Origin of the sequence: Streptococcus infantis, assembly GCF_047463635.1 — a bacterium.
In the GTDB taxonomy this organism is placed as follows: Bacteria; Bacillota; Bacilli; order Lactobacillales; family Streptococcaceae; genus Streptococcus; species Streptococcus infantis_W.
Genome location: NZ_JASHDL010000016.1, coordinates 29577 through 46720, shown reverse-complemented (window position 1 = coordinate 46720; position 17144 = coordinate 29577). Strand labels below are relative to the sequence as shown.

Annotated in this window: 19 protein-coding genes, 1 tRNA gene, 1 pseudogene and 1 riboswitch; of the genes and pseudogenes, 9 read left to right on the top strand and 12 right to left on the bottom strand. The window is 39.6% G+C overall.

Annotated features, from left to right (window positions below; genetic code table 11):
- Positions 1–129 precede the first annotated feature (129 nt).
- The 5 genes from brnQ to QM867_RS08665 all read right to left on the bottom strand — a co-directional run bounded on the left by brnQ (position 130) and on the right by QM867_RS08665 (position 4560).
- Positions 130–1455: a branched-chain amino acid transport system II carrier protein gene (gene brnQ, locus QM867_RS08685; protein WP_414315580.1), complete on the bottom strand. Its 1326-nt coding sequence runs from the start codon at positions 1453–1455 to the stop codon at positions 130–132.
- A gap of 164 nt (positions 1456–1619) precedes the next feature.
- Entirely contained in the window at positions 1620–1901 is a 282-nt protein-coding gene (locus QM867_RS08680; protein WP_414315579.1) for a rhodanese-like domain-containing protein, read from the bottom strand.
- Positions 1898–2488, bottom strand: a complete 591-nt coding sequence (locus tag QM867_RS08675; protein ID WP_414315578.1) for a uracil-DNA glycosylase family protein — start codon at positions 2486–2488, stop codon at positions 1898–1900. Before QM867_RS08675 ends, QM867_RS08680 begins: the two co-directional genes overlap by 4 nt.
- Positions 2489–2541: 53 nt before the next feature.
- A complete protein-coding gene (pepV, locus tag QM867_RS08670) occupies positions 2542–3942 on the bottom strand; it encodes a dipeptidase PepV (RefSeq protein WP_281334730.1) in 1401 nt (466 codons plus the stop codon).
- 12 nt (positions 3943–3954) lie between these two features.
- Positions 3955–4560 (bottom strand): nitroreductase family protein, encoded by a 606-nt coding sequence (locus QM867_RS08665; protein WP_000670164.1) that lies wholly within the window; start codon positions 4558–4560, stop codon positions 3955–3957.
- Between the two features lie 201 nt (positions 4561–4761).
- On the opposite strand from QM867_RS08665, the gene QM867_RS08660 reads away from it, so the two are divergent.
- Complete coding sequence (locus tag QM867_RS08660; protein ID WP_414315581.1) at positions 4762–5595, top strand: amino acid ABC transporter substrate-binding protein; 834 nt, start codon at positions 4762–4764, stop codon at positions 5593–5595.
- Between the two features lie 217 nt (positions 5596–5812).
- On the opposite strand, the gene QM867_RS08655 is transcribed toward QM867_RS08660, so the two are convergent.
- Complete coding sequence (locus QM867_RS08655) at positions 5813–6646, bottom strand: metallophosphoesterase family protein (RefSeq protein WP_414315577.1); 834 nt, start codon at positions 6644–6646, stop codon at positions 5813–5815.
- Between the two features lie 218 nt (positions 6647–6864).
- Between QM867_RS08655 and QM867_RS08650 the strand changes: the two genes are divergently transcribed.
- From QM867_RS08650 to QM867_RS08620, 7 genes are read left to right on the top strand one after another with little or no spacing between them, the layout of a single operon-like run.
- Entirely contained in the window at positions 6865–7059 is a 195-nt protein-coding gene (locus QM867_RS08650; RefSeq protein WP_006152985.1) for a helix-turn-helix transcriptional regulator, read from the top strand.
- Positions 7060–7073: 14 nt separating this feature from the next.
- Positions 7074–7616, top strand: coding sequence for a DUF3278 domain-containing protein (locus QM867_RS08645; protein WP_414273194.1), 543 nt, complete (start codon positions 7074–7076; stop codon positions 7614–7616).
- A gap of 10 nt (positions 7617–7626) precedes the next feature.
- Positions 7627–7875, top strand: coding sequence for a hypothetical protein (locus QM867_RS08640; RefSeq protein ID WP_248035645.1), 249 nt, complete (start codon positions 7627–7629; stop codon positions 7873–7875).
- 10 nt (positions 7876–7885) lie between these two features.
- The gene (locus QM867_RS08635; protein WP_248035642.1) at positions 7886–8221 is read left to right on the top strand and encodes a hypothetical protein; all 336 of its coding nucleotides are present in this window, start codon (positions 7886–7888) and stop codon (positions 8219–8221) included.
- Between the two features lie 26 nt (positions 8222–8247).
- Complete coding sequence (locus QM867_RS08630; protein WP_414275851.1) at positions 8248–8790, top strand: DUF3278 domain-containing protein; 543 nt, start codon at positions 8248–8250, stop codon at positions 8788–8790.
- A 10-nt stretch (positions 8791–8800) separates the two neighbouring features.
- Complete coding sequence (locus QM867_RS08625; protein ID WP_153225184.1) at positions 8801–9142, top strand: hypothetical protein; 342 nt, start codon at positions 8801–8803, stop codon at positions 9140–9142.
- A 12-nt stretch (positions 9143–9154) separates the two neighbouring features.
- Positions 9155–9694, top strand: a complete 540-nt coding sequence (locus QM867_RS08620; protein WP_414275850.1) for a DUF3278 domain-containing protein — start codon at positions 9155–9157, stop codon at positions 9692–9694.
- A gap of 74 nt (positions 9695–9768) precedes the next feature.
- On the opposite strand, the gene QM867_RS08615 is transcribed toward QM867_RS08620, so the two are convergent.
- From QM867_RS08615 to QM867_RS08595, 5 genes are all read right to left on the bottom strand, one after another.
- Entirely contained in the window at positions 9769–10665 is an 897-nt protein-coding gene (locus tag QM867_RS08615) for a TDT family transporter (protein ID WP_414315576.1), read from the bottom strand.
- A gap of 108 nt (positions 10666–10773) precedes the next feature.
- Complete coding sequence (locus QM867_RS08610) at positions 10774–11838, bottom strand: acyl-CoA dehydrogenase family protein (RefSeq protein ID WP_414315575.1); 1065 nt, start codon at positions 11836–11838, stop codon at positions 10774–10776.
- A 14-nt stretch (positions 11839–11852) separates the two neighbouring features.
- Positions 11853–12401, bottom strand: coding sequence for a carboxymuconolactone decarboxylase family protein (locus QM867_RS08605; protein WP_414315574.1), 549 nt, complete (start codon positions 12399–12401; stop codon positions 11853–11855).
- 224 nt (positions 12402–12625) lie between these two features.
- On the bottom strand, positions 12626–13804 hold the full coding sequence (locus QM867_RS08600; RefSeq protein WP_414315573.1) for a ryptide export MFS transporter: 1179 nt from the start codon (positions 13802–13804) through the stop codon (positions 12626–12628).
- A gap of 438 nt (positions 13805–14242) precedes the next feature.
- Positions 14243–15565, bottom strand: coding sequence for an alanine/glycine:cation symporter family protein (locus QM867_RS08595; protein ID WP_414315572.1), 1323 nt, complete (start codon positions 15563–15565; stop codon positions 14243–14245).
- 90 nt (positions 15566–15655) lie between these two features.
- Positions 15656–15744: riboswitch (glycine riboswitch) on the bottom strand.
- A 407-nt stretch (positions 15745–16151) separates the two neighbouring features.
- On the opposite strand from QM867_RS08595, the pseudogene QM867_RS08590 reads away from it, so the two are divergent.
- A pseudogene (locus tag QM867_RS08590) lies at positions 16152–16376 on the top strand (helix-turn-helix domain-containing protein); the annotation flags it as partial.
- Between the two features lie 671 nt (positions 16377–17047).
- On the opposite strand, the gene QM867_RS08585 reads toward QM867_RS08590, so the two are convergent.
- Positions 17048–17120 (bottom strand) — tRNA-Thr (locus QM867_RS08585).
- Positions 17121–17144: the final 24 nt, after the last annotated feature.

Here is a 17144-nt window from a genome sequence, read left to right as displayed (position 1 = left end):
GGTTTTAGGAACTTTGACAACTTTAAGAAACGAATTTTCATCGCTCTGAATATAAAAATGGAGAGGACAACGATTGTCCTCTCCAGATGTTAGCTTTTATTCAACCCACTACAGTTGACAAAGAGCCGATTATTCCATTTCAAAAGCTTCACTTTCTTGTTTATTTGGAAGAACAAGAGAAAGCAGAATACCGATAATAGCTGGTACCAACCATGGCAGAGAAGCCTCCGCAAATGGTAGAGCGTTCACGATATTTGCAAGGACCTCAACTTTAAAAGTAGATCCTAAAACACTTGCAATAGCAATGGCTGTGACAATACCAACCGTTAATTGCATTCCTGGTTTTGAAAGAGCAACAAACTTGTTCACAATCACAATCATGACAATGGCAATCGTAATTGGGTACAAAATAACGAGAACTGGTACAGAGTACTTAATAATAGCACTCAAACCAAGATTTGCAATGGCAAAACCAATCAAGGTAAAGACTGTCGCATAAACCTTGTAGCTGACTTGTGGGAAACGTCCGTTAAAGAACTCGGCAGTTGATACAATCAACCCTACAGTCGTTGTAAAGCAAGTAACGGTTACCATAGCCGCAAGGAAAAGCTGAGCAGTAGAACCAAAGATTTCTTGAGTCGCTTGAGACAAGATATAAACTCCAGGAGTTCCACTCTTCATTGCTTCTTCTGTTACTGGGAAATGATTGCCCAAGAAACCTAGACCAATATAGAGAGCACTAAATCCAAGAGCTACAACGATTCCAACCACCCAAATGGTTGAAATGTACTCTTTCTTGTTTGAAAAACCAAGTCGTTTCAAGGTTTGTACTGCAATAACACTGAAGGCAATCGAAGCAAGCGCATCAAGTGTATTGTATCCTTCTAAGAAACCAGCTCCAAAGGCGGAAGCTTGATAAGCTCCTGAAGCCGCTTGTGGTGCGTTCCCACCATACTTGAAAGCTCCAAGGATAACCAGAATAACAATTAAGATGGCAAAAACTGGAGTCAAGACTCGACCGATACGATCCAAGATTTTTGAAGGATTCAAGGAGATTAGGTATGCAGCTACAAAGTATAGAATGGTGAAGACAATCAAACCTAAACCTTTATCTGCTTGATCTAATAGCGGACTAATACCAACTTCAAATGATGTCGTTGCTGTACGTGGAATGGCAAAGAATGGACCAATCGACAAGTACAAAGCTGCTAGATAAACTGTCGCAAACCATGGAGAAATTTTCTTAGAAATTTCATAGATATAGCCCTTTGGATTAAGGGTTCCAATGATCAAGGTTAGGACAGCAATCCCAACACCTGAAAATACAAATCCTGCAATGGCAGGGAGAAAGTTTTCTCCAGACTGTGCGCCTAGAGTTGGAGGGAAAATCAAGTTACCTGCTCCAAAAAATATTCCAAACAGGAGTAATCCTGTTAAAGCACCTTTTTTAGCCATAAACTCTCCTTATTAAAAATAAAATACTTTCTTAGTATAACATGATTAAAGGCTTGAAAAGGCTATCTCGAAATAATTTTAAAATGTTTTCAATTTTCTGATTTTTAGAACAAATAAACTCCCTTTAAAACATTTCTTATTTTCGGTCTCAAAGGGAGATTTTCTTATTCTAAGGCATCCATGCCACCTTGGACATTGATAACCTCATATCCTTGTTCTGCTAAAAATTGACAAGTGCGTGCTGAACGCATTCCTGATTTACAAATCACGTAATAAAGATTATCTTTATCTAGTTGTTTATAAGTATCAGCTAATTGGCTGAGAGGTAAATTACGAGCGCCTTCTAAATGAAGAGTCTCAAATTCCTCTACTTCTCTCACATCCAATACAGAAAGCGACTCTTTCTGATAAAACTGATAAAAATCGTCAAAAGTAATTTCGTTCATTCTTTTTCTCCTAAAATAGTTTTAATTCTTTTTTTCAAATCTGGAACCACTTCTTCCTCAAACCAAGGATTTTTTTTCATCCAAATTTGATTACGTGGTGATGGGTGTACCAGAGGGAAATAATCAGGCAAATAATCTTTAAATCGATGCACACGGTCTGTCACCTTGCCACTGACCTTCTCATGTAGATAGTAGGCTTGGGCATACTGCCCTATCAAGAGTGTTAATTGAATATCTGGTAATTCCTTCAAGAGTTTCAGATGCCATTTTTCTGCAAAACCTGGACGAGGTGGCAGGTCACCCGATTTTCCATGACCTGGAAAGTAGAAATCCATAGGCATGACTGCAAAGTAACCTGAGTTATAAAATGTTTCTTCATCCACACCTAGCCACTCGCGCAGGCGGTCACCACTTTTATCCTTCCAGTATAGTCCTGCTTCCTGGGTTTTGAGACCAGGTGCCTGGCCAATGATATTGATACGAGCTGTTTTTGGTGCTGCAAAGAGTGGCTCGATGCCTTGCTCAGTATAGCTGGCATTCTGTGGATCTTCCATGATAGCTTGCTTGATTCTTTCGATTTGAGACATCTGCTTTCCCTCCAAAAAGAAGTCTAAGCATTAAATCTCAGACTTCTATAGCATTATTTGATCAATTCATAGATAGCTTCGGCATAGATTGCTGCAGCACGGAAAAGATCGTCCAAGGCGATAAATTCATTGGCTTGGTGCATGGTATCGATAGAATCTGGGAACATAGCACCGTAGGCTACACCACGCTCTAAGAGACGTCCAAATGTTCCACCACCGATAACTTGTTCGTGACCTTTAAGACCTGTTTGTTTTTCATAAACATTCAATAAGGTTTGAACGAGTGGATCTTCCATTGGTACGTAGTGAGGAGTGTGACCATGTTCAGAGAGGCTAACTGAAGCAACTGGCAAGGTTTCAAGAACTGACTTGATTTGCTCTGGGCTTGTTCCTTTTGGATAACGGAAGTTGAGGGCAATGGTATTGTCAGCACTTGATTCGTCGAAGCGGAAGACACCCGCATTCATAGAAAGAGCACCCATCTTTTCATCCACATGAGCTACTTTCAAGTTCTTGCCTTCGTGGTCGTTCAAAAGAATCTTACCAGCAATATCGAGGTAGTCTTTTGCAGGTCCTTCAAAAGCAAATTGGCTGAGGAAGAGGGCAAGATAAGTTGCACCATTGATACCTGAAGCAGGCATAGCACCGTGAGCTGATTTACCAATTACAGTCACCTTGTACTGACCGTTCTCTTCTTGGATTTCTCCTCTGAGTTTGTGCTCTGCAACGAAAGCGTCTAGTTTCCCTTGCAAGTCTGCTAAGTCACCTGAAATGACTGCTGTTGCTGATTCTGGAACCATGTTTTCACGCAATCCACCTGTAAAGCTGTGAAGACGAGCTGCACCAGTATTTTCACCGGCAAAGTGAAGGTATTCAGTGATATTTCCTTTTTCACCATTGATGATAGGGAATTCAGCATCCGGAGAAAAACCAAAGTCTGGTTTCGCAAGTCCTACATGCTCGAAGTAGTAGTCCATGTCTGCCCAGCCCGATTCTTCGTCTGTTCCGACGATGAAGCGAACTTTTTTAGAAGTTGGAAGGCCCAATTCTTTGATGATTTTCAAACCATAGTAACAAGCTGTTGTAGGTCCCTTGTCATCAGAAGCTCCACGCGCATAAAGGCGACCGTCTTTGATAGTCGGTGTGTAAGGATCTGTATCCCAACCGCTACCAGCAGGAACCACGTCCATGTGGGCAAAGATTCCGAGAACTTCTTCTCCATCACCAAATTCAAAATGTCCTGCGTAGTTGTCAACATTTTTAGTTGGATAGCCATCACGATCTGCGATTTCAAGGAATTTCTCCAAGGCTTTTACCGGGCCAGGTCCAAATGGATGCTCAGCATCAACCTTGCTGTCATCACGTTCAGAGTTGATTTCTAAAAGGCTAAACAAGTCAGCCAAGAGGTCTTCTTTGCGTTTTTCTACTTCTGCTGTAAAATCAATTGTTGTCATTTTTTCTTCTTTCTATCTTTTCTCGATAATTTCATCTACTGGCAAGCGGTAACTTGGTTCCAATTTCTCGTCTGTATAACCCACTGTAATCAAGAGTTCTGGGCGGAAGCGGTCTTCGATATCCAAAACTTCGTTGACTTTTGATTTGTCAAAACCAAGAATCAGATTTGATCCGATTCCTTGGTCTGTAAGAGCCAGAACCAAGTTCATAGCAACCAAACCTGCATTGAGAGCTAGGTAGTCGCTGACTTGCTGTTCGTTATAGCGTGCAAATTCCGCAGGCAAATTCTTCATGAAATATTGAAGTTGTTCTTCAGAAAAGTTATTAGCACCACCAACTCGGGCAATCTTACGAGCACGTTTGGCAAGGTCTGTATCTGTAAACAAGGCAATAGTCACAGGCGCTGATGATACCTGTTCAAAGTTGGAACCATAAGCTAATTTTGCCAGTTCAGCATTTTTCTCACGAACCACCACAAATTTCCAAGGCTGGCTATTGTGGGCGCTTGGTGCCAAGGTTGCGATTTCGATAGCCGTACGAACATCTTTAGGATCAACTGGCTTATCAGTGAAATGCTTGGTCGCATGACGTTTTTTATTTAATTCAAGAAATTTCATAATCGATTTCCTTTTCTAATTCTACTGCTTCCATTTTACCATATTTTGAAAGAGCTTGCAGAGATTTTTCATTAGTGAAACAAATTATCTTTTTTCAAATTCCACTTTCAGTTCTAGGCTCCATTTTAAAATTATAATGTTTCTCTATCATCTCCATAAAAAATATATATTGGATATCTGATTGATTGTCTGGTAAGCTAGATACCATTAAGTAAAGGAGACTCTTATGAAAAATTATTCTTATTATTAGCCATTAGTCCCTTGTTGGTGGCCTGTGGACAATCTAAACAGGAAAGTGCTTCAACTTCTACTACTAGCCCTAAAACCATTGTCGTAGCAACTGCTGGAGACATCCCTCCTTTTGATTTTGAAAAAGATGGTAATTTGACCGGACATGATGTTGAGGTTTTCAAAGCAGTCGATGAAAAACTGGATCAATACAAGATTGAATTTCAAAAAACAGCTTGGGAAAGTATCTTTCCTGGAGTGGATGCTGGCCGTTACCAAGCTGCTGCCAACAACTTAAGCTACACCAAAGAAAGGGCAGACAAATACCTCTATTCACTCCCCATCGCTAAAAATCCTTTGGTTCTCGTGAGCAGAAAAGACAAGGCTCTTACCTCTCTTCAAGATATCGCTGGTAAAACAACCCAGGATGACACTGGAACTTCTACCGCCAAGGTTGTTACGGACTGGAATCAAAATCACTCCGACACTCCTGCTACCATCCAATATTCTGGCGAAGATGTGGCTAAGCGTCTGACTGACCTCGCCAACGGTGAATTTGATTTCCTAATCTTTGATAAAATCTCTGTGCAAAAGATCATCAAAGACCGAGGTTTAGACCTGAATGTAGTTGACTTGGAGAGCAATGATAATCCAAACAACTACATCATCTTCTCAAGCGACGAAAAAGAATTTAAAGAGCAATTTGACAAGGTTCTCAAAGAACTCTACCAAGACGGAACTCTTGAAAAACTCAGCAAAACCTATCTCAGTGGATCTTACTTACCAGATCAATCTCAATTACAATAAGAAATATTAAAAGAGAGTGGGACAGAAATCGGTAATTCGTTAGAATTCGATTTCGTCGTCCCACCTCCGCACAGTTGAGTAGGCCTGTAAAAGCTGATGAAATCAGCGTAGTAGAGCCCACTCAACCACTGCGTCTTGCTCGACAATCCAACATCAAAAAGAGGCTAGGACTTTTGTCCCAGACTCTTTATTTAGTATTTGTTAATTAAAGCAACTCTTACAAAAAATCAAAATAATTCTTGACATCCTCTACATAGCCATGCTTTTCATTGAGGCTGGCTAACAAATCTCTATTATGGCCTTGATAGTTGTCCTCACGTCGCAACTCTTCATACATTTCGATAAAAGGAAGGCCTTTGGTCTTAGCTGATTCTAGCTCTGCTTCATAGTCATAGGCGACTTTTCGAAATTGGATATTGACCAATTCACCATTTTCAAGCTCAAGTAAGGTATACTGGGCTCGGTGATTTTTCAGTCCTTCCCAGTTAAAATAAGGCATACCAATCGAACCTGGATTGATGATTTGTTGGCCTTGGCTACCATAACGTAGGAGCTGTTTATGGACATGCCCATAGACGGCTACATCCGTAGTTTCATCAAGTAACTGGTCAAATTTTTCGGTATTATTTTCAACCAGCAAATCACCACCATAATTTTTCTCAGGTAAATTATGAGAAAGAGAAAAACGTAAGCCTTCAACTTCTTTCTTGGCTACCATAGGCAGATTTCTCAACCAATCAATATGCTCTGGCTTTAGGTCCTCCATCAGATATTGAGTCATCCTGAGAAGCTGGATTTCTTGGGGATCCTCTAAACCATATTGCCCATCTAAAGCCTCTAACACACAATCATCCCAGTTCCCTCGAACGGATGCTGTAATGGGAAGGTCTTTCAAAAGAGCCACCAAGTCATTTGCTCCCGGCCCAGGAAGAAAAATATCTCCCAGAAGCCAATATTCAGTCGCTCCCAAATTTTTAGCGTCTTCAAGAACTCCAGCCAAGGCTGTCGTGTTACCATGAATGTCTGATAAAATTGCAATCTTATGGTTCATTTTCTGCTCCTTCTTTAGTGGATAGCTTTCAGTCTATCCAATTCACTCTTATAATTCTGTACTTTTCTTCATTATAGCATAAAATCGCTAAAAGATTTTCACATAGAAATATTATCACCAAGATTCTTTTAAAAATATGTCAAAAATAGTTGACATTATGTTCTTAAAAGAATATACTATAGTCAAATATATGTGACATAAACTAAAAAGGAGGAAGCATGAATCGCGTAAAAGAATTCCGCAAGGAACTGGGAAAGTCCCAACTCGAACTTGCCAAGGATATTGGTGTCTCGAGACAAACCATTAATATGATTGAAAACGACAAGTACAATCCAACTCTGGAACTCTGTCTCAATCTCGCCCGCAGCCTCCAAACTGACCTCAACAGTCTCTTTTGGGAGGATGATTTTTAAAAAGGAGAAGAAAAATGAAAAAAGAAACCTTCACTGAAAAGCTCATCAAACGCACTTACGGTATTTCTGATCCACTGGACGAATACAAACGGCGCGAAGCTGACCGCATCGGAAATAAAGTCTTTATGATTCTCTTTTATCTGATGATTTTCGGCAATCTTATTCCGCTTGTTCTGGCCTATCAATTTCCTCAACTAGTGGCTCTAGTCTATCCTCCTCTGATTTTAGTGATTGCCCTCATCGCTGCTGGCTATGTCACCTACCAAATGCAAAAAACTGGGATTACAACTATCGAACCAGATATGCTGACTGAGAAAGAAAGTAAGCAACTACATTACCCTGGTCTGAAAGCTGGGATAGTCTATGGATTAATGAGTTTTTTTTCAACCCCTCTTCTCCTTATACTGCTAGGTGAGAGTCAGGACTATCTTCAGTCTCTTCTCGCTTTTAAAAATATTTTTTCAAGTATCCTCCAGTCTGTCTTCTTTGGAGTGGTCATACAGATTATCATCTCCCGTCGCATTGCAAAAGCCAAGGAAGACCAGGATAAGGATTAGGAGGAAACTCATGAAAAAAGAAAAGAAGCAGTTACGTTATCCTGGTCTAAAAGCAGGTTCGATTTATGGAACAGTGATATTTTTTATAATTCCACTCATTGATACCCTAACAAGTGAAAATTCAAATTTTATCAGTTCTCTTCTAAATACAAAACATATTTTTAAAACTATACTGGGAGCTTTCTTTTTCGGAGTTATGATACATATTGTCGACTCACTTCGCATTGCAAGAGCTAAAAAAGAGCAAGATAAGGATTAGGAGAAAGCTTATGAAATCACTAGTAACTTTACTTACCTATCATCTTTTGTTTGCTTCACTGCTCATCTTCATCATCGTTTCAGGGAACTTGCCCATCTACGATACAGTCCTTGTTCTTGTCTTTGTTCCAGCACTCAACAAAGGACTGACTTATCTAAAGATAGATTCCCAAAAAACGCGCATACTCAACTTAGCACTATTCTTTATGATTCTATCCTTTCTATCCTTACCACAACTGACGGTTATTTCAAACGATTGGAAATATTATCTATTGCTAACTATCGCTATCCTTTCTTCTATTACTTATCTTTATTATCTCTATCAATTCGTAAAAGAAACAAAATAACATCGTTCATTTAGGAGAAATTACCCATGAAAAAAGAACCCCTCTATGAAAAACTAATCAAACGTATCTATGGCATTTCAGGGCCACTTGATGAACACAAACGGCGCGAAGCTGAGCACATCGGAAATAAAATCTTTATGATTCTCTTTTACCTCATGACTTTAGGCAATCTTATTCCCTTTGTCCTTGCTTTTAGATATCCCCAAGTAGTCGCTTTTGGATATCCAATCATTATCTTTCTAATTTCCATGGTTTGTGCTATCTATGTCACTACTCAAACTAAAAAAACTGGTATTGCTGCTATCGATCCTGATATGTTGAGCCAGAAGGAAAAGAAACAGTTACGTAATCCTGGACTTAAAGCTGGTCTGGTTTATGGAATAGCCATGTTCTTTGGAATGCCACTTCTCAATATCCTAATGGATGATAGCAAAAGCTATCTTACCGCTCTTTTGAATACAAGAAGCATCTTGTCAACCATCGTTGCAGCCTTCTTTTTCGGATTAACAGTGCATATTGTCATCACTCTTCGTATTCAAAAAGCTAGAGAAGATCAAGACGACGATTAGGAGGAAACTTATGAAATCACTACAAACTTTAATTCTCAGTCATATTTTGGTCAGTATCTTTATGACAGTTTTCCTAGTTTATGGGCAGATTACGCGTCCTTTTCTGATCATCTTCCTCTTAGCCCTTCCTGTCTTGAACAAAGGACAAAGATTTCAGAAAATCACATCAAAAAAAATACGCCTCTTAAACGCATCACTCTGCTTTATCCTCGTATCTTTCCCACAACTGTTAACGAATTCTATGGATTGGAGATATCTACTATTTCTAACCATCTGTATCGTTTTTAGTCTAGTCTACTTCTATACTCTCTATCAACTCTTTAAAGAAGCTAATCAAAAACAAGGTTATTAAGAGGTCACTACCATGAAAAAAGAAGACTTAACCACTCGCTTAGTTCGAAATTTCTTTCATATCCAAGGACCCTTTGATGAATGCCGTCAAGAGGTCATCTACAAGGCTTGCGCCCGTTCCATGGTCCAAATCTTTTACTCTTCCTTCTTTCTCTTCCTATTCTATCTTTTGTTTGGGCGCTTTATAGAGATAGTTCGAATGGCTATGCCCTATCTCTACTTCTTGATGATTTTTGCCCTCAGTCTCAAGGCAAGATATTCTACTAGAGGGCTCCACTTAGAAGATGATGATCAATCCGAGATTCCACAAATCACTTACAGCAAGCGTCAAATCAAGTTAAGAAGTTGGATAGTTGGAACTAGCATCCCAACTCTCTACTTATTTATCCTATTTTCCAAAAAAGTAATCCTTGAAAATCACTCCATTGCAGATTTCTTTTTGCAGTTTCTGGAACTCAAAATGATCGCTTTTTTCCTACTAGTCGGACTCGGAGTAGGATCAATCTTCGGTACTATGACTTATTACTTTTTATCTGAACATGAAGAACAGTAGGTATAAGCTGAACTAATTGATTATGTTTATTGTCGACAACAAACCCCTAACACTTCTCAGTGCTAGGGGCTTTTTTAGTTCCTTAAATACCGCATATATTCTACTAATACATAGACAAGGATTGTTAAACAAATGATCGTTTCCAGCCAAACGAGGAGGTTAAGGACTGGAAACTGCAGAATGCCTTGGGCCATTTTCAATGAAGTTGCTGTGATGATAGTTGGGAAGGTTAGGGCTGAAAAAGCTGGTTGAAATCCCTGTTTTAAAATCCTTGGCAAACGACTGAGGACAAAGAAAAAGAAAGTTTGTGAAGCAAGGATCATGACTAGCAAAATCCAGCCATGAAGACCTGAACCTCCGATCCTAACGAGTGCTGCCAACAGTAGAGAAAAGGGAGCACAATAAATTCCTTCTTGCCCCAGTAAAGCCCGTGGCAATGGATTACTTTTTAAATCTTGATAAATCAGAGGATAAAGGAAAAGGGTTAAGGTAAAGCCAAAAATCCAAGCGCCATAGGCAATCTCGACTATACCCACCACTGGGTAGGTCAAGCTTGCTACTGCTATCCCCACATAAAGAACTGTCCAACTTGGCGTTGCGTTCGTTCTTGGTTTAGTCTGCACATAATTTTTAGTAAAGTAGATGATTAAACCTACATCCAGTAGAAAGGCAAACCACCAAAGAGCTTGCGCTATGATACCCATACTCGTAGGTAAGATTCGCAGTAAATAGGTTGATAAAATCATTCCTGCCATGGGAAAGGTCGCCATTCCCGATAATAGAGGAGCTTTCTTAAGTTCTTGCTGGCTTTCTTGCCAATCACTAAGATGACTGTATAAAAAATAAAACCATAAAATCAAGCCTGACAAACTAAAGACATGGGATAATAATGGAAAAATATCCAGGATGAGATTACCTGCTCCAGCCAATCCCAATAAGCACCCTGAAAAGGCCAAGGGGAGTTTTTTCATGTGAACCTCCAATAGTCATGTTATTATCAGTATAGCATAAAAGCGCTTAAATGAAGTATTAAAAAACGAAGTTTAAAAAGATAAACCTCGTTTTTATTTTCTTTATTGTTAGTTTGTCGCTAGAATATGTCGCAATTGCACTGCACTAGGAGAAACAATTGGCAAAAAGGCGCCTTCATTCCAACGACGTATGAAACCGGATGTCGATTTACTAAAGTATCCTCTACCGCCACCAGCTTGTAGTTCTAACAAGAGACTTTGAGCAACAACATCAACAATATCAATTCGTAACTGGAATAGCTCACGCGGATTTCTAACGAAATAGGACTCTTCAGATAGTCCTTGATAGAGAGAATGTCGAATATCATCTAACTGTTTGACCTGATGCTGCCATTCTTCCTTCAAGACACCTCGTTTCCCCAATTCTTTTTCGACTTCTGAGAGTGAACGTTCAGCCAAACCAAAGGCTAGGCCAAATTGGTAGCCTAAAAAGGCTGGACGATTTTGCGCTAAAAATTGATGAGCATCCCTCGATAGAATCCACTCTTCCTTTAAAGATACCTTGTTAAAAGTCAGAGCTGCTGTATTCCCTCCTTGGAGAGAGACAAATTCCAAATCTTCGGAACGACTAAAGTTTTCTGCGTCCGATGGTACGGCTACTACATAACTTGTACTCGGATCATCTGCAAATCCTGCTACAAAAATAGTGAGGAAGCGATTCCTACGAGCATTGGTTACCCAAGGAAGTCGTCCTTTTAGGTAATAATTCCCATTTTCTTCAAGGATACGAACATTTAGTTCCTCTAAGTCAGATAGATACTTGACCGCATTAGATAAGGCCGTAGCACCTGCATATTCTCCTGATAAGAGTTTTTCCAAGAAAACTTCTTTGAAATAAGCATTGTCAGTATGTAGAATATTGTCTATTAAAGTTCGTTGCCCCCATGAGATAAAGGAGGCTGTTAAGGAATGTTGAGCGAGTTCTGCAAGGATATTGATAACATCTTGGTCGTTTCCACCTAGCCCTCCAAGAACTTTTGGTACTCCTACACGAAAGGCACCTTCTGCAGCAATTTTCTCAATCAGCTCTTCTCCAGCTTGACATGATTTTTTGTCAATTTCATCAGCGTGCTGGTCTAACCAGCTTAAAAATTCTTCTGAAAAAAATCCCATACTCTGCCCTCCTCTTATGCATAAGGTTGTAATTCTGGATTAATCGGTGTGTTAGCTAGGTTGTTAGCATAGTTACAAAGACTTGCTAGACTGACACCGAGAACAACATCCAAGGCATTTTCTTGCGTATAGCCTGCTTCAATAAATTCTCCAAGAGCTTCATCTCCTACGCGCCCTTTGGTATTGATAACTGCCAAGGTAAACTTAGCTAGGGTATCCAGCTTAGGATCGCTTTCGATTGGAGTACGATTGCGAAGGGCTTGAAGTAGGTCATCGTTCATCTGGATTTGCTTGATAGAAAAGGCTGTATGGCCAGCGACGCAGAAGGCACAACCGTTAGTTACGGCTGCAGTGATTTGTACCACTTCGCGCTCTACAGGTGTTAGACTATTACGACGGTTAATAGCTCCAACAGTGCGATAAGCCTCTAGGGCTGTAGGGGCATTGGCCAAAAGACCGATAAGATTTGGGATATAGCCATTGTTATCCTTTTGTACCGTTTCAAGAACTTCTTTCACTTCTGCTGGTGCTGATTCTACTGTGTGGATAGTAAATGTTGTCATAAGGGGACCTCTTTTCGTTTTGTAATTGAATGGTTTCTGCGAAAATCTTACGAAATCTCATCAGCCTATTGAACAAATCCTTGCCTTGATTGATGACTCATTAGCTTTTCGTTGACAATAAGTCTAACACAGAATCTATACCTTGCATAATATATATTTTAAATTGCACTGATAAAAAATTTTTATGAAAACAAAAAAATCACACTAGATGTGTGATCATACTGTTAATTTATCTGATGCTTGTTTCTTAAAACTAAGATGGACTCTAGTAACAAGCAGAAAATAGCCAAGCCAAAGCCAGTAAATACACCAAAATATTCTGTGATAAAACTCATTAGAAAAACAGAAGCAGAAAAGGCCAATGTAGAGACAACTTCGATAACGGAGTAAACATTCACAAGTTCCTTCTCATCAACCGATTCCTGTAAAAACACACTCTCAGGAACTTCCTTGATTTGAGATAGAAAACCAATTACTAGAGATAGGAATAGAAAAATAGGTGCATTTGGAAATAGCACTATCAACAGAGTTACTAGTGCTGTCGCTAACAAAGAAAAGGTCATAGTTTGATATTTATAGGTAACAACTTTCTCTGCTAGACGGAAGATAATAGCTCCTCCCAAGATAATTCCCAAGGAATAGGATGTATTGACGTAGCCCCAATAGCTTTCTGACTGGTGTAAAATTTCAGTCACAAACACAAGTAAAACTGAAGATACCCAGATAGCATTGGCTAAAATTTCTAAAAGATTGGCTTGGACAATAAAGCCTAATCTTGATTCTTTAGCCACCAATCGCCAACCTTTTGTTAACGTCTCAAGACTTGTTTCAGAGGATAACTCTTCTTTTTCTACAAGTGGCAAACCAAACATCAAAATCGTCGAAATTGTAAACAAAACTAACACAATGAGCAGACTAGGATTCATTCCCAGACTCGCAAATAAGAAACCTCCTAAGCCCCAACCTACTAGCTGTACACTTTCACCACTCATAGAAATAGCTGCGTTCGCTTTAGCTAAATCACTTGCATAGCGTGGAACAATCGCATAGGAAACAGGCGCTGCAAAACCATCCAAAATAGAGATAAAAGTGACAATAGCATATAAAAGAGGGAGGGAAATAGTTTCAGATTGCTTGAGTAGAAAAAACAAAATCGCTAGCAGAATCGTCTTACCAAATTGAGTCAAGAAAAGAACACGATTTAAAGCTAATCTCTTCGTTACTAATGGAACTAAGAAACTAGCTAAAAAGGAGGATAGTCCAATCAGAATTGGTACTAGGGAGGTTGAAATGACCGAACCAGATAAGACAAACACATTTGCAATCACAATGACTCTAAAAAAGACATCTGCTAGATTCGCTAGTCCCTGTGAAATCACTAATTTTCGAATATCTTTTGACATAAACACCTCTAGTTTATTTCTCTTTCGCACATAGATGAAACAAGACATATCAGACCAAAAACAGATTTATGCTGACTATTATACAATAAATAATAGTGCAAATAAATGACATCATTAAAGATGTACTCTTGAATTTCATTCATCTTATGACATAATACTCTTCGAAAATCTCTTCAAACCGCGTCAACGTCGCCTTGCCGTATATATGTGACTGACTTCATCAGTTTCATCTGCAACCTCAAAACAGTGTTTTGAGCTGACTTCGTCAGTTCTATCTACAACCTCAAAGCAGTGCTTTGAGCAACCTGCGGCTAGTTTCCTAGTTTGCTCTTTGATTTTCATTGAGTATAAAACAAAAGACTAGCCCTAGTAGTGAAAAAACTAGCATCTCACAAACAAATGCTAGTCTTATCTATAAATGGTAATGTCAATCTTATATTATTTATCAAAATACTTCTTAGTCTCAGCGATAACGACTGGAGACAAGGCTAGGAGGGCAATCAAGTTTGGTAGTGCCATGAGGGCATTGACAATATCAGCGATAATCCAGACCATATCCAACTCGATGAAGCCCCCCAGTAAGACCATGGCAACAAAGACCACACGATAGAGCCAGATAAAGCGAACGCCAAAGAGAAACTCAAAGCAACGCTCTCCGTAATAGTTCCAACCCAAAATCGTGGTAAAGGCAAAAAGCACTAAGAAAACTGTTAAAAGAGCTGGACCAAAGAAAGAAAATACCGTAGAAAAAGCTGACTGAGTCAAAGCAACACCATTCAAATCACCGTTCCAAACACCAGTCACCAAGATGGTCAAGCCAGTCAGGGTACAGATGATTAGAGTATCAATAAAGGTCCCTGTCATAGAAATCAAACCTTGCTCCACCGGCTCATTTGTCTTGGCTGCCGCAGCCGCAATGGGAGCTGAACCCAAGCCAGACTCATTTGAGAAAACCCCTCGCGCCACACCATTTTGGATAGCTGTTCGAATACTGGCTCCTGCAAATCCTCCAACTGCAGCTATGGGACTAAAAGCTGATGTGAGGACCAGTGAAAGTGTTGCCGGTACTTTATCGATATTAAAGAAAATGACTGTCAAGGTTCCCAAGATGTAGACAATAGCCATAAAGGGAACAACTGTAGTTGACACCTTTGAAATGGACTTAAGTCCACCAAAGACTGCGATCCCTACGAAAATAGATAAAACAAGTGCAGTAATTGTCGGATCAATACTAGCCGTATTTTGAACGGATTCTGTAATGGAATTTACCTGGGTAAAAGTACCAATCCCCAAAAGTGCAACCAAGACTCCAGCTACAGCAAAGAAGATTGCAAGAGGGCACCATTTTTCGCCCATCCCTAGAAGGATATAATGCATCGGTCCTCCTGCTACTGCACCATGATCATCCTTGGTTCGATATTTGATAGCAAGTAGTCCTTCTGCATACTTGGTTGCCATTCCAAAGAAAGCAGCCACCCACATCCAAAAAAGAGCACCTGGTCCACCAACCTTGATAGCCGTTGCAACCCCGATAATATTTCCTGTACCAACAGTTGCTGCGAGGGCTGTACACAAAGCCGCGAAACTCGATACATCCCCATGCCCCTTATCCTTGGTAAAAATAAGCTGAAAGGCCTTAGGGAGACGCAAAATTTGTAAGAGTCCTAAACGAAAAGTCAAGTAAATCCCTGTACCAACCAATAAGATCAAAAGGGGTGGTCCCCATACCAGAGCATCCAGCTCTTTTAGCAAATTTAACATACCATTCTCCTATCTATTCAACCCCAAAAGAAAGAGTACATGCTAGAAACATGTACTCTGGAATGCATCGATAAATGCCAAAAAGCGCTCTATCATTGCTCTGTCCTTTTACCTGAGAGTTTGAGCAGTTGCCTGCCTTGCCCCTTCGGTGCCTTTACGGTCTCTCCAGAGTTCCGTCCATTTACAGTCATGAAAAATCAAACGATTTTCCACTTCTATTAAACTTCATTCGGTGTTGTATTTAATTTTTATTTATTTTACAAGAAAATTCAGCTCTTGTCAATTATTTTCAGAAAATTTTATTATACTTTTTATGATTTTTGCTTTACTGAAAGTTCTATAATGAAGTTAGCCATCCAGCCCTCCTAAAAATTAGATTCTTCAACTAGCTTATAGCTAGTACTCGATTTCATTTGATAAGCGGCTTGATGATGTTAGGCTGGTATCCAAGGCTAAGACTAGCCTTGCTTTAGCTGACAAAACAGCTTCAAGGGGTTCTCTTGTCACATAAAAGCTCTTATAGGCATAAGAAAACAGCTCTGTGTTATACTTGTTGTTCAACCACAAACACAAGAAAGGCACAGAGATTCAAAACTATTATACTACAAAAGTCAAACATTTGACAATCGATAGCCGTCGGTTAATCGAACGATGGAAAAAAAGGGAAATCAAATAGAGAAATTGCCTCTCTACTTGGAAAAACTCCTCAAACTATCCATACTGAAATCAAGCGTGGGACAGTCCTACAATGTGTTGGAATAGGGCGCTTCTAAAAGGGTTATTCTGCGACTATGCTCAACAGTCTTATGAAAGTGCTGGCATTAAAATATCCTCACACATCACGCAAGGAAATCGATATATCAAGCAAGCTTTGACTATGTCGGGATTGATTGCAGCAAATTCTAAGGATCCAGCTTTTTCTTCTTTTTACAATCGAATTTCCCAAAGAGGAAGCAAGACGAGAGCCATCATTGCTTGCGCCCATAAGATTCTCATACTCTTCGAAAATCTCTTCAAACTGCGTCAACGTCACCTTGCCGTATATATGTTACTGACTTCGTCAGTTTCATCTGCAACCTCAAAACAGTGTTTTGAGCTGACTTCGTCAGTTTCATCTGCAACCTCAAAACAATGTTTTGAGCTGACTTCGTCAGTTCTATCTACAACCTCAAAGCAGTGCTTTGAGCAACCTGCGGCTAGTTTCCTAGTTTCCTACTTTGCTCTTTGATTTTCATTGAGTATCAGAATCATTTCTCCACCAAATAGACTTATCAAAAAGAAAAGGCGCTAGGACTGAGGAAACAGTTCTAACGCCCAAAATAAAAAATTTTCAATTACAGTGTAGCACAGGAAGTGATTTTTTGCGCTTTTTTACTGTTTTTTTCAAATAAAATACTAAATTATTTTTAAAAATCAACTTGTGATAATTGCCTTCAAATAAACATTTTGAATTTTCTTTGTCTTTCTTTACATTAGTAAAAATGCCGATTGCAGGGATCGAACCTGTGACCTACGCGTTACGAGTGCGTTGCTCTACCAACTGAGCTAAATCGGCGATTACCCTTTTAGTATAGCACTA

Bases quoted from the DNA above. Each gene is read 5' to 3' on its own strand.
- pepV (WP_281334730.1), bottom strand. From the start codon at position 3,942: ATGACAACAATTGATTTTACAGCAGAAGTAGAAAAACGCAAAGAAGAC.
- QM867_RS08620 (WP_414275850.1), top strand. From the start codon at position 9,155: ATGAAAAAAGAAGACTTAACCACTCGCTTAGTTCGAAATTTCTTTCAT.
- QM867_RS08605 (WP_414315574.1), bottom strand. From the start codon at position 12,401: ATGACAACATTTACTATCCACACAGTAGAATCAGCACCAGCAGAAGTG.
- QM867_RS08665 (WP_000670164.1), bottom strand. From the start codon at position 4,560: ATGAAATTTCTTGAATTAAATAAAAAACGTCATGCGACCAAGCATTTC.
- QM867_RS08595 (WP_414315572.1), bottom strand. From the start codon at position 15,565: ATGTTAAATTTGCTAAAAGAGCTGGATGCTCTGGTATGGGGACCACCC.
- QM867_RS08625 (WP_153225184.1), top strand. From the start codon at position 8,801: ATGAAATCACTACAAACTTTAATTCTCAGTCATATTTTGGTCAGTATC.
- QM867_RS08610 (WP_414315575.1), bottom strand. From the start codon at position 11,838: ATGGGATTTTTTTCAGAAGAATTTTTAAGCTGGTTAGACCAGCACGCT.
- QM867_RS08615 (WP_414315576.1), bottom strand. From the start codon at position 10,665: ATGAAAAAACTCCCCTTGGCCTTTTCAGGGTGCTTATTGGGATTGGCT.
- QM867_RS08675 (WP_414315578.1), bottom strand. From the start codon at position 2,488: ATGTCTCAAATCGAAAGAATCAAGCAAGCTATCATGGAAGATCCACAG.
- QM867_RS08645 (WP_414273194.1), top strand. From the start codon at position 7,074: ATGAAAAAAGAAACCTTCACTGAAAAGCTCATCAAACGCACTTACGGT.
- QM867_RS08655 (WP_414315577.1), bottom strand. From the start codon at position 6,646: ATGAACCATAAGATTGCAATTTTATCAGACATTCATGGTAACACGACA.
- brnQ (WP_414315580.1), bottom strand. From the start codon at position 1,455: ATGGCTAAAAAAGGTGCTTTAACAGGATTACTCCTGTTTGGAATATTT.
- QM867_RS08635 (WP_248035642.1), top strand. From the start codon at position 7,886: ATGAAATCACTAGTAACTTTACTTACCTATCATCTTTTGTTTGCTTCA.
- QM867_RS08630 (WP_414275851.1), top strand. From the start codon at position 8,248: ATGAAAAAAGAACCCCTCTATGAAAAACTAATCAAACGTATCTATGGC.
- QM867_RS08650 (WP_006152985.1), top strand. From the start codon at position 6,865: ATGAATCGCGTAAAAGAATTCCGCAAGGAACTGGGAAAGTCCCAACTC.
- QM867_RS08640 (WP_248035645.1), top strand. From the start codon at position 7,627: ATGAAAAAAGAAAAGAAGCAGTTACGTTATCCTGGTCTAAAAGCAGGT.
- QM867_RS08600 (WP_414315573.1), bottom strand. From the start codon at position 13,804: ATGTCAAAAGATATTCGAAAATTAGTGATTTCACAGGGACTAGCGAAT.
- QM867_RS08680 (WP_414315579.1), bottom strand. From the start codon at position 1,901: ATGAACGAAATTACTTTTGACGATTTTTATCAGTTTTATCAGAAAGAG.